Consider the following 12464-nt stretch of genomic DNA (forward strand, 5'->3'; position numbering starts at 1 on the left):
GTGTGAAATGCGGAAGGTTCGTCTTGCAGATATAGCGGAAAAAGTGGGAGTGAGCACGGTCACGGTGCATAACGCTCTTATGGGGCATAAAGGCGTCAGTGAATCCATGCGGACACAGATACAGGAGACGGCCCGGGAGATGGGGTATGAACCTGTGGCGGCAAATAAAGGGAAAAAAGCAGCGGAGCAGGGAGAATTTCGCAAGATCGGCGTTCTGATCGCAGAGAATTATCTTGCGGAATATGCCACATATTACTGGAAAATGTATCAGGAGCTGTCCCTGATCGCCACGGAGAGAAGATGCTATACCACGATTGAGGTGTTGAAAAAGAATGCGGAGAAAAGGACGCTGGAGATGCCGGTGATCGTCAAAGAACATGGAATCGACGGGCTGATCATCATCGGCTACATAGATAAGAAATATATCCGGGCTTTGAAGGCGTATACGGATATACCGATTGTTTTCCTGGATTTCTATGACAACGAGATCGCGAAGGATTCGGTCATTGCGGATAATTTCCAGGGAATGTACCAGATGACGGAGCTTTTGTTTGAACAGGGGATTGAGAAGATCGGATTCATCGGTTCCATCTATGCGACCAGCAGTATTATGGACAGGTACTGTGGTTTCATGAAATCCATGCTGGAGCATCATAAAACGGTTCCGGCTGAATGGGTGGTCGAGGACCGTGACGAGTGGGGGCAGATCGGCTTTGAACTGCCGAAATGTCTGCCGGAAGCGTTTGTGTGCAACTGCGATGTGGTGGCGGGCCTCCTTGTGAATAAGCTGGCAGAGAAGGGAATCCGGGTGCCGGAGGATATTTCAGTCGTGGGATTTGATAATTTCCTTGCTGCCGGAATCGGATTTACGGATCTGAAGATCACGACCTACGAGGTGAACAGCAAGGCGATGTCCAAGGTGGCGGTGGATAAGCTGTTAAAGCAGTTGAAAAATCCGCTAAAGGGCAGGAATCTTGAAATCGTGTCAGGTCAGGTCGTCTGGAAGAATAGTGTTAAAGTGAAAGCGGATAGGGAATAGGCGGGGAGTTTGGGCTGCCTAAAATATAGAGAAGAATTTTGGCGATTGTTAAATATATTGAAGTGAAGGGTCTGATATGCATTTGCATATCGGGCTCTTTTTTGCTGTCATACATGCCTGAGTGAATTCCTGAACAAAGGTGAATTAAAAACTAAAAATGAATTAATTCAAAAATTAATCTAAATAATAATGTAAAATGAACAAAATACATAAAAATAAGGAAGATAAAATGATTTAAAAGGACGAAAATAACAAAGCAAAGAAAACAAAGTTGAAATATGAGCTTAAAATGGTATAATTAAATTAAGCTAAAAACAAGCTAAACAAAAAGAGAATGGAGGAAAAATCATGAAAAAGAGATTGCTTAGCTTAGGATTGGTGGCAGCTATGGTCCTGTCTCTGGCAGCATGCGGAAGCAAGGATTCCGGCAGCAAGACCGAAACAGCAGATGTGCCGACCATCGACAAACTGAACCCGGAGGATTACAAGGATCTTAAAGCGGATATTAAGATTCTTACTGACAGAACGGATATTGTGGATACGGTGTACAAAGGGTATGCAGACGAGTTCCATGAGAAATATCCGAACATTACGGTTACATATGAAGGAATCACTGATTACGCTGAGTCAGTGACGATGCGTCTTACAACCGGTGACTGGGGAGATATCTGTTTCATTCCGGCAACTGTTGAAAAGAGCGAACTGTCAGAGTATTTTATACCGATGGGAGACTTCAACACACTGGATTCTAAGTATAACTTCGTAGTGGAAAAGACTTATGACGGTACTGTTTACGGTATCCCGAACGGTGGTACAGCAGGCGGTATTGCCTACAACAAGAAAGTTTGGGCAGACGCCGGAATCACAGAGCTTCCGAAGACGCCGGATGAGTTCCTGGCTGACTTAAAGCTTATTAAGGAAAAGACAGACGCGATTCCGCTTTACACCAACTTCTCAGCAGGCTGGACCATGGGTGCATGGAATGATTATGTAGGAATCGCTTCTAATGCAGATGCAGATTATAAGAACAACATTTTGCTTCATACGAAAGATCCGTTTACCAAGAACGACGAGATGAGCGGACCATACGCTGTATTTTACACACTGTACGAAGCAGTTGCGAACAAACTGGTCGAAGAAGATCCCGCTTCCAGCGACTGGGAATCTTCTAAAGGCATGATCAATAATGGTGAGATTGCTTCTATGGTGCTTGGTTCCTGGTGTGTACAGCAGTTCAAGGATGCAGGCGAGAATCCGGACGATATCGGATATATGCCATTCCCGATCACTGTAAATGGTGTGCAGGCAGCAGCGAGTGGTGGAAACTATGCATATGGTATCAACAATAAGGCAAGCGAAGACAATCAGATCGCGGCTATGATCTATGTAAAATGGCTCCTGGAAGAGTCTTCTATCTATGATGATGAGGGAAGTATTCCGGCTCTGAAAGGGAAGGACCTTCCGGATTCTCTGGCAGAGTTTGATGGCGTAGAGCTTCTTTCTGACAATGCGGCAAAAGAAGGAGAAGAGAGCCTTTACGATGATATCCGCAATACGGCTGAAGTATTAAGTGGTGACTATCCGGTATGCGAGGTTCTTGAAGCAGCTCTTTACGGAAACAAATCTCTCGATGATTTGATGGGTGAGTGGAACCAGAAATGGACCAGCGCGCAGGAAAGCTTCGGAGTGGAAGTAGAGTAGTTGTAACTTAATTTAAAAAGATCCACCAAGATGAAGGTCCACCGGACCTTCATTCAGGTATGCATAGCAACTAAAAAAGAGGCGGTTGCCCGTCAGCGGAGCCGCCTTTTCCCAAAAGAAAATCGTGTTTGAAAGGAGAAAAAATGAGTAATCCGAAAACGAACACTCAGGCAGAAAAGCAACCGTTTAAAGTGTGGTTTACCAGCAGGAAGGTGCAAAAAAGACTGGTTATATTTACTTTCATGTTTGTACCGCTTTTGCTTCTTCTGACCTTTACGTATATTCCATTTGCTAAGATGGTACAGTTCAGTTTTTATAATATGAAATACCTGGGGGAGAGAACATTTGTAGGACTTAAAAACTACGCAGAAGTATTTGCACGAAAGGAAATCTTCGGTTCCCTGCTCGTCAGTCTTTACTATATGGCAGGCGGAGCCGTTCAGCTTGCCCTGGCTTTGTTCTTTGCGACGATGATGGTATTCAAGGTAAGGGGAGAGTCCTTCTTCAAGGCGACATTGTTCTTCCCATACCTGATCTGTGGTATTGCGATTGGTTTCATTTTCAAGTTCTTCTACGCAAGAGGATTCGTCCTTGATACGATCCTTCAGGCGTTCGGAATGGAGTTGGAGAATATTCCTCTCTGGCTGCAGGATCAGAGCATCAACAATATTTCCCTGGCGGCGACCTCCGTATGGAGATATACCGGACAGAATGTCATATTGTTCCTGGGAGCTATGATGTCGGTGGATACCGATCTTTATGAAGCGGCGTCTCTGGACGGCGCCAACAGATGGCAGCAGTTCCGCTACATTATTTTGCCGAGTATCAAATCCATTATCGTGCTGAACCTGATTCTGTGTATCAGCGGATGTTTGAGCGCATTTGAGCCGCCTTATGTTATTACAAACGGTACAATGGGCACCGGTACTTATTTCGTAATCATGAACCGTATTGCACATGAGAACCAGAGAGTTGGTCTTGCCTGTGCGATGGCTATCGTTCTTCTGGCACTGATCATCATCTGTACCGTGGCACAGAAATTATTCTTTAAGTATGTGTTTACCGATGGAAACAGTGATGAATCCAAAGCGGCAGTGAAGAGAAGAAAACAAGAAGAAAAAATGCGTAAAAAAGCGATGAAAGGAGGAGCAGCGTCATGAAGAAAGTAAAAGGGACAGGAATTACAAGTGTGATTTTTAGTATTGTGAAATATGTGTCGCTGATCGCTGCATCTCTGGTTGCTTTGATTCCCGTTGTAGTCTGTGTACTGACTGCGTTTAAGACTAATGAGGAGTATGCTTCGACGAACGTTCTGGAGATGCCGGAATCCTTTGCTTATCTGGAGAACTTTAAGATCGCGCTTCAAAAGGCGAACATGCTGAAGTGTTTCGGAAACACGGCGATCGTCCTGGTCGTGGTATTGATTGTTTCCGTGCTTACCGGTTCTATGCTGGCCTATGTATTGAACCGTTTTACCTTCCCGGGACGTGGAATGGTTGAAAATTTGTTCCTGTTTGCATCACTTCTTCCGGGAATTGCCATGCAGGTAACGATTTTCCAGATCATGTACTCTTTGGGGCTGATCAATCATCTGTATGGATATATGATCGTGCTGATGGGAACGGATATTATTTCGATTTATATCTTCCTGCAGTTCTTTGAAAATCTGCCGGTTTCCCTGGACGAATCGGCGATCATGGACGGCTGTACTTACTTTGGAGTCTTCTTTAAGATTCTGTTTCCGCTCTTAAAGCCGGCGATCATGACATCACTGGTGCTCAAAGGCGTTAGCGTTTACAACGAGTATTACGCGTCGAACCTGTATCTGCAGCAGCCGGAGCTGAAGACGATCTCTACTGCGCTCTATACGTTTACAGGCCCTTACGGTAACCAGTACAACTATATTTGTGCAGGCGTAATTATCACAATCTTACCGATTCTGATCTTCTTCCTGGTATTCCAGAAACAGGTCTACAGTGGAATGGCATCAGGTGCGGTTAAGGGCTAATGAAATAGTGAAGAAAGGTTAGTTGGCAGAGTCCCTGGGAATTCATTTCGCAGGGATACTGCACTAAAAGGGTAAAACAGTATGAGTGAAGTTAAGATTATTGGATCTGCAGTCCCGAATATACCGTGGCAGGAAAGACCGGAGAAGCTAAATGGAGCTCCTGTGTGGCGTTATACGGAAAATCCGATTATCGACAGAAATCCCTCTAAAGAGGTGGCGCGTATTTTCAACAGTGCAGTGATCCCTTATGAGGAAGGATTCATCGGCGTATTCCGGGGAGAACAGACGAATGGAATTCCGTTTATTTACCTGGGAAGAAGTGAGGACGCGATTCACTGGAATTTTGATGAGAATAAGATTGATTTTGTAGATGAGGAAGGCAATTCCTTTATGCCGGTTTATGCATACGATCCCCGCCTGGTGGAAGTCGAGGGCGTGTATTACATCATGTGGTGCCAGGATTTTTACGGCGCGTCGATCGGAATGGCTAAGACAACGGATTTTAAGACATTTGTGAGAATTGAGAATCCGTTTCTGCCGTTCAACAGGAATGCAGTGTTGTTCCCGAGAAAGATCAATGGGAATTTCATGCTTTTGTCCCGCCCGAGCGACAGCGGGCATACGCCGTTTGGCGATATCTTTATTTCAGAAAGTCCGGATATGGTCTACTGGGGAAAGCATCGCCATGTGATGGGTAAGAGTCCTGAATGGTGGGAGTCCATTAAGATCGGAGGCGGTGCGGCGCCGATCGAGACGACCGAGGGATGGCTGCTTTTCTACCATGGCGTGACCGGAACCTGCAATGGGTATGTGTACAGCATCGGCGGAGCGATTCTGGATATTGATAATCCGTCCATTGTGAAATACCGCTGTGAGAATTTTCTTCTGACGCCGCAGGAGTGGTATGAGGAGAGGGGATTCGTGCCGAATGTGGCCTTCCCGTGCGCGACGCTCCATGACGCCGAAAGCGGGAGAATCGCGATTTATTATGGCGCGGCAGATACCTATGTAGGGCTTGCATTTACGCAGCTTGAGGATATTGTTTCTTATATCAAAGAGCACAGCGTGACAAGAACAGCCGATACAGAGATGGGGAAAAGGTAGATGCATATGCAGGAATTTGTAAAAGAAATCAGAGGGCATCTGGAGGAGAAGCTGATTCCCTTCTGGGAGGGGCTTCAGGATAAAACATACGGAGGATTTTACGGATATATGGGGTATGACCTGAAGGTCGATAAAACCTATGAAAAGGGCTGTATTTTGAATAGCCGTATTCTCTGGTTCTTCTCAAACGCCTATACACTTCTGAAAAGGGTATATACAGAGGAAGGAGTCATTGACAAGAAGGGCGCATTTTTGAAAGGCTTGTATAATGCTGCCGTCTTAGCATACCGGTTTCTGCGGGATCACTGTGTGGACGAGGAATACGGAGGGGTGTACTGGTCGGTGACCTTTGACGGGAAGCCGCTTGATACTACGAAGCATACCTATAACCAGGCATTTTCCATCTATGCGCTTTCTTCCTATTATGAGATGACGGGAGAAATGGAAGCACTGGAGCTTGCGAAGGAACTAAGGAATCTGATTGAGGAAAAATGTACGGACGATCTGGGATATCTGGAGGCATTCGACCGCACTTTTGCCCCGGAGGATAATGAAAAACTTTCCGAAAACGGCGTGATGGCGGAGAAGACTATGAATACGCTGCTGCATGTCTTTGAGGCGTATACAGAGCTTTACCGGGTGAGCAAAGACCCCGATGTGGCGGACCTTATGCGGTCCATGCTGGATACGGTGGCGGGGCGGATCTATAATCCGGCGCTTGGCAGGCAGGAAGTGTTCTTTGACAGAAAATGGAACAGCCTGATCGACCTGTATTCTTATGGCCATGATATTGAGACGGCGTGGCTGATCGACAGAGGACTTGAGATTCTGAAGGACGAGGAGTATGTAGGGAAGCTTGCACCGATCACAGCAGAGCTCACAGAGAATATTTTTAACCGGGCGCTTAAGGGCGGTTCTCTGTTAAATGAAGCGGAAAATGGCGTGGACGATACGACGAGAGTCTGGTGGGTCCAGGCGGAAGCAATTGTCGGGTTCGTGAACGGATACCAGAAACGGCCGGAGAAGACAGAATATTTAACTGCGGCAGAAGGGCTCTGGAATTATATCAAAGAGTATGTGATCGATAAGCGGGCAGGGTCAGAATGGTTCTGGTCGGTGAACGCGGACGGCAGTCCGGTGGAAAAGCCGATCGTGGAGCCGTGGAAATGTCCTTATCATAACGGACGTATGTGTATGGAAGTAATCAGGAGGATGGGCAGATGATACATAGCAGATATTATGCGGAACTGGAAAAGCAGGAAAGACTGATTGCAAGAAAGAACCAGAAAAGTGACTTTTATAACGGAATCTATGACAGATATGCGTATCCGGTATTGACGCGTGATCACGCACCTCTGCATTGGCGGTATGACCTGAATGCGGAGACGAATCCGTATTTTATGGAACGTCTGGGCGTGAACGCAGTGATGAATTCCGGCGCCATCGAACTCGAAGGAAAATTTTACCTGGTGGTCCGCGTGGAAGGAAATGACAGAAAGTCCTTTTTTGCGGTGGCGGAGAGCGACAATGGGATAGACGGTTTCCGTTTTTGGGATTACCCGGTCGTGCTTCCGGACACCTGCCCGGAGGAGACAAACGCTTACGATATGCGCCTGACAAAGCATGCGGACGGCTGGATCTACGGGGTATTCTGTTCGGAGAGCAAGGATGCCTCTGACCCGGATCTTTCGGCGGCTGTGGCGCAGGCGGGAATCGTAAGGACGAAGGATTTAAAGACATGGGAGAGGCTGGACAATTTGAAGACGCTTCGGTCGCCGCAGCAGAGAAATGTGGTCCTCCACCCGGAATTTGTAGATGGGAAGTATGCATTTTATACCCGTCCGATGGATGGATTTATTGAGACCGGAAGTGGTGGCGGGATCGGTTTTGGCCTGTGCGGGGACATCGAACATGCGGTGATCGACGAGGAGAAGATCATCAGCAGGAGAGTGTATCATACACTGACAGAGGCGAAGAACGGAGCCGGAGCAGTGCCGATCCGGGGAAAGAGGTGCTGGATCCATATCGCCCACGGAGTGAGAAATACGGCGGCAGGACTTAGGTATGTTCTGTACGTGTTCGGAACAGACCTTAAGGATCCTTCTAAAATCGTTGCTGAACCTTCCGGAGTATTTCTGGTACCGCTTGGAAATGAGCGCGTGGGCGATGTGTCCAATGTGGTGTTTACCAACGGAGCGATCGCCAGGGAGAATGGAGATGTGTATATCTATTATGCTTCCTGCGACACCCGGATGCATGTGGTGACAACTTCAATTGACAAACTGGAGGATTACCTCTTCCACACGCCGTTTGATGCGCGGCGGACTGCAGACTGCGTAAGACAAAGATGTGTGCTGATCGATAAGAATATGGAGCTTTTAGCTGCAGGAGAAAGATAAACGGAGAAAGTTGTTCTGGCGGGAAAATAAAAACGTGCCGGGAATCTGACTGATGAAAACGGTTGTCGGATGCGGTACAGACCGGACGAGGGAGATGAATGCATGGTACGGAGATGGATTTCTGATATCAAAGTGAAGACGGCCGAGATGAGTCGGGAGCAGGCAGTGGAATATGTATTTACCTATTACTGGTATCATATTCTGCTGACCGCCATCGCCCTCGGGCTGGTGATTTTGGTGATTTATCATATTGGGTGGGGAGATAAAAGTAAGGATTTTACCTGTGTGCTGGTGAATCAAAGGATTGACTACGACCGGGACGAAAGGATAGCGGAAGAGTTTTCAAAGGCGTCGGGAATCAGCAAGAAGAAGCTGGCGGTGGATTCAGATTATCTGATTTCATACGACGATGTGAAGATCGCAGATGCCAATGAGAGTTCTTATGAAAAGTTTTTCTTTAACTGGATGGCCGGTGAAGTAGACGCGGTGGTGATGCCGGAGAGTTTTTACCGGTATTGTAAGGAGCAGGGCGGCAGCTATACCTGTATCGATGAGATGCTGGAGGAGGAGCTGCCAGACGATGAGAATCTGTTTTATGAAGACGGGGGAGAAAAGGTAGGAATTTATGTGGAGAGGACGAAGCTGGAAACGGCGGTGATCGCAGAAGTGCAGGACCCGTTGGTGCTGGTGTTCCCGGCAGAGTCGAAGCATAAAAAGGCAGGAGAAAAATTTGCACAGTTCGTGCTTGATCTATAGATGACAAAGGAGAGTGGAAAATGATGAAGAAGAGACTGAATATTGAGAATCCGTTTTTTGAATTTATGGGAAGATTAGGAGATTTGGCGTTGGTGAATATCCTGTTTCTGATCTGTTCCCTTCCGGTCGTTACGATCGGAGCGTCGCTTGCGGCAATGTATGAATGCTTCCGCAGGATGCGGGAGGGGGAATTTGTCTCGGCGTTCCGCGATTTTATGGGTGTATTCAGGGAGAGCTTTAAGAAGGCAACGCCGATATGGCTTTTGATGCTGGCAACCGGTGCAGTCCTGGTGTTTGACCTGACATTTTTGGGGCAGGCGGGGACCAGGGGAATCTGGGGCATCGTCGGAATGGTGACCGGCGCTCTTATGCTTCTCTGGGAGATGGTCTTTGCATTTTTGTTCCCGGTTGTTATATGGGAGGAAGGCTCTTTGAAGGAGAAGCTGGTAAGAAGCCTTTACCTTGCGGTGCGGAATCTGCCGTATACGCTGCTGATGGTGGCGATGAATATCATTCTTCCGGTATGTATTGTGCTGGGTGATTATTTTATGGGATTGGTGACGCCGATTTATGTGGTGGCCGGATTTGGCCTGATCGCGTTTGCGGACGTGGTGCTGCTGGAAAGATGTAAGGAATAGGAGCGTGGAAATATGATCTGTGAGCTGGACAGTAAGGAACTGGTCTACAATGGGAGGATTGATAAAACGAATCCTAAAAGACCGGGATTTGTATTCCCGGCCTCTTCCCTGCATTTTCGGTTTTACGGAAAAAGAGCGGTGCTTACAGTGCAGAACCATCACGCTTACTGGAAGAATTATGCCGGTATGGTGGTGGATGGAGAACAGAAAAAATGGCTGCTGAACGAGGAGAAAATAACAGAGATCATCTTGGTGGACGAGACTGCAGAAAAAGAGCACGAGGTCTTGTTTTTTAAACGCCAGGATTCCTGCCATGAGATGGAATTGGTCAGCCTGGAATTATCTGAGGGGGCAAGGCTTTTGGAAATGCCCGAACCGCCAAAGAGAAGGATAGAGGTCTACGGCGATTCCGTTTCGGCCGGGGAAGTGTCTGAGGCGGTAGCGTATGTGGGAAAGGAGGACCCGGAGCATGACGGGGAATTCTCAAACAGCTGGTATTCCTATGCGTGGATAACAGCGCGCAAGCTGGGCGCACAGATTCATGATATTGCGCAGGGAGGAATCGCTCTGCTTGACGGGACTGGGTGGTTCGCGGGACCTGATTATGTTGGAATGGAGACGGCGTGGGATAAGCTCCACTATAACCCCGAGCTGGGAGCACAAACTGAGTGGGATTTTTCCGGATATACTCCACAGGTGGTAATTGTAGCCATCGGGCAGAATGACAGCAATCCGGAGGATTACATGAAGGAAGAATATTGCGGAGAGAAGGCATTTTTTTGGAGATGCCGATACGGAATGTTTCTGGAAAAGATCCGGGGAAAATACCCGGATGCACATATCATTTGTCTGACGACACTTTTGACGCACGATCCGGCGTGGGACAGGGCAATCGGGGAAGTGTGCTGTGAAATGCGTGACGAAAAGATCACGCATTATATCTTTCGAAGAAACGGGAAAGGAACGCCGGGGCATCTGCGGATTCCGGAGGCAGAGGAAATGGCGGAGGAGCTGGCGGCTTATATAGAGAGCCTGGAGATAGAAGGCTGGTAAAGAACAGAATTTATAAAATCGGAGGAGGACAATTATGGAAGCAAGAAAGACCTATGAATTTTGGCTGGAAGATCCGTATTTTGACGAGGCGACGAAAGCAGAGCTTCGCACCATCGCGGGTGATGAGAAGGAAATCGAGGAGCGGTTTTACCGGAATCTGGAGTTTGGAACCGGAGGGCTTCGCGGAATTATCGGAGCCGGAACCAACCGAATGAATATTTACACGGTCCGCAAGGCGACCCAGGGGCTGGCGAATTTTATTTTGAAAGAGAATGCGCAGGAAAAGGGCGTTGCAATCGCCTTTGATTCCCGGAATATGTCTCCGGAATTTGCCGATGAGGCGGCGCTCTGTCTTGCGGCGAACGGAATCAAGGCATATATTTTCCCGTCGCTTCGGCCGACACCGATGCTGTCATTTGCACTCAGAGAGCTGGGCTGCACGGCGGGAATTGTTGTGACGGCAAGCCACAATCCGCCGGAGTATAACGGATATAAGGTGTACTGGGAGGACGGCGCGCAGATTACTTACCCGAAGGATAAGGAGATTATCGGGGAGGTAAATGCGATCACGGACTATGGACAGGTAAAGACGATGGAGAAATCTAAGGCCGAGGCTGCGGGCCTGTATCAGGTAATCGGTTCGGAGATTGACGATAAATATATGGAGGCTTTGATCGGTCTTGCGATTCACCCGGAAATTATCCGGGAGGAAGCGGAGAATCTGAAGATTGTATATACGCCGCTTCACGGCACCGGGAATCTTCCGGTGAGAAGAGTGCTTAAGGAGCTTGGCTTTATGAACGTGTATGTGGTGAAGGAGCAGGAGTTGCCTGACGGGAATTTTCCGACGGTATCCTATCCGAACCCGGAGGATAAGAATGCGTTTACACTGGCTCTTAAGCTTGCCCAAGAAGTAGATGCAGACATTGTGCTGGCGACAGACCCGGACGCAGACCGTCTGGGTGTGTATGCAAAGGATAATCAGACCGGAGAATACGTGAACTTTACCGGAAACATGTCCGGAATGCTGATCCTGGAATATATTCTCTCCCAGAGGAAAGCAATGGGAACTCTGCCGGAAAATGGCGCGGTGGTCACGACGATCGTGTCCGGAAAAATGTCCCGGGAGATTACGAAGGCTTACGGAATGAAGCTGATTGAGACGCTGACCGGATTTAAGTATATCGGGGAACAGATCAAATTCTTTGAGCAGAATCATGCACATGAGTATGTGTTTGGCTATGAGGAGAGCTATGGCTGTCTGGTAGGAACTCATGCGCGTGATAAGGACGCAGTCGTGGCAGTGATGGCGCTCTGCGAGGTGGCGGCATATTGCAAGCATTTGGGCATCATCTTATGTGACAAGATGAAAGAACTGTTCGAGACCTATGGATATTACAAGGAAGGACTTTGTACCGTGACACTGAAAGGGCAGGACGGCGCAAAGAAGATCGTCTCCATGATGGAGCAGATCCGCAGTGATGTGCCGAAGAGTATTGGAGGTCTTGCGGTGACGCAGTTTCGGGATTACAAGGAAGATGTGCTTCTTGATATGACGGACGGGACGAGGACGGCCACGGGACTTCCGAATTCCAACGTGCTGTATTTTGAACTGGAAGACGCCGCGTGGTGCTGTATCCGTCCGTCCGGAACGGAACCGAAGATCAAGTTCTATATCGGTGTCCGGGGAGAAAATGAGGAAGAGGCGGACAGGAAGCTGGCGAAACTTACGAAGGCGGTGAAAGAGCTGGCACAGTAGAAGGAGA

11 protein-coding genes are annotated in these 12464 nt (G+C 48.0%); all 11 read left to right on the top strand.

All coding sequences use genetic code 11. The features are described 5' to 3' along the window. The first annotated feature begins 7 nt into the window (after positions 1-7). The 11 genes from ABXS75_02455 to ABXS75_02505 all read left to right on the top strand — a co-directional run bounded on the left by ABXS75_02455 (position 8) and on the right by ABXS75_02505 (position 12457). On the top strand, positions 8-1039 hold the full coding sequence (locus ABXS75_02455; protein XCP85681.1) for a LacI family DNA-binding transcriptional regulator: 1032 nt from the start codon (positions 8-10) through the stop codon (positions 1037-1039). Positions 1040-1387: 348 nt separating this feature from the next. Then, positions 1388-2740: an ABC transporter substrate-binding protein gene (locus ABXS75_02460; GenBank protein ID XCP85682.1), complete on the top strand. Its 1353-nt coding sequence runs from the start codon at positions 1388-1390 to the stop codon at positions 2738-2740. A gap of 143 nt (positions 2741-2883) precedes the next feature. Next, positions 2884-3900 carry a sugar ABC transporter permease gene (locus tag ABXS75_02465; protein ID XCP85683.1) on the top strand — a complete coding sequence of 339 codons (1017 nt, stop codon included), beginning with the start codon at positions 2884-2886 and terminating at the stop codon, positions 3898-3900. Next, entirely contained in the window at positions 3897-4748 is an 852-nt protein-coding gene (locus ABXS75_02470; protein XCP85684.1) for a carbohydrate ABC transporter permease, read from the top strand. Before ABXS75_02465 ends, ABXS75_02470 begins: the two co-directional genes overlap by 4 nt. An 81-nt stretch (positions 4749-4829) precedes the next feature. Beyond that, a complete protein-coding gene (locus ABXS75_02475) occupies positions 4830-5852 on the top strand; it encodes a glycoside hydrolase family 130 protein (GenBank protein XCP85685.1) in 1023 nt (340 codons plus the stop codon). Next, a complete protein-coding gene (locus ABXS75_02480; protein XCP85686.1) occupies positions 5853-7076 on the top strand; it encodes an AGE family epimerase/isomerase in 1224 nt (407 codons plus the stop codon). It abuts the gene before it with no gap. Further along, positions 7073-8251 (top strand): glycosidase, encoded by a 1179-nt coding sequence (locus ABXS75_02485; protein ID XCP85687.1) that lies wholly within the window; start codon positions 7073-7075, stop codon positions 8249-8251. The genes ABXS75_02480 and ABXS75_02485 overlap by 4 nt, the downstream gene beginning before the upstream one ends. Positions 8252-8353: 102 nt before the next feature. Continuing rightward, positions 8354-9007 (top strand): hypothetical protein, encoded by a 654-nt coding sequence (locus ABXS75_02490; GenBank protein XCP85688.1) that lies wholly within the window; start codon positions 8354-8356, stop codon positions 9005-9007. A gap of 20 nt (positions 9008-9027) precedes the next feature. Further along, positions 9028-9645, top strand: a complete 618-nt coding sequence (locus ABXS75_02495; protein XCP85689.1) for a YesL family protein — start codon at positions 9028-9030, stop codon at positions 9643-9645. A 12-nt stretch (positions 9646-9657) separates the two neighbouring features. Further along, positions 9658-10698, top strand: a complete 1041-nt coding sequence (locus ABXS75_02500) for an electron transporter RnfD (GenBank protein XCP85690.1) — start codon at positions 9658-9660, stop codon at positions 10696-10698. A 34-nt stretch (positions 10699-10732) separates the two neighbouring features. Continuing rightward, complete coding sequence (locus ABXS75_02505) at positions 10733-12457, top strand: phospho-sugar mutase (protein ID XCP85691.1); 1725 nt, start codon at positions 10733-10735, stop codon at positions 12455-12457. Positions 12458-12464: the final 7 nt, after the last annotated feature.

The organism is Roseburia hominis, from assembly GCA_040702975.1.
GTDB classification, from domain to species: Bacteria; Bacillota; Clostridia; order Lachnospirales; family Lachnospiraceae; genus Allocoprococcus; species Allocoprococcus hominis_A.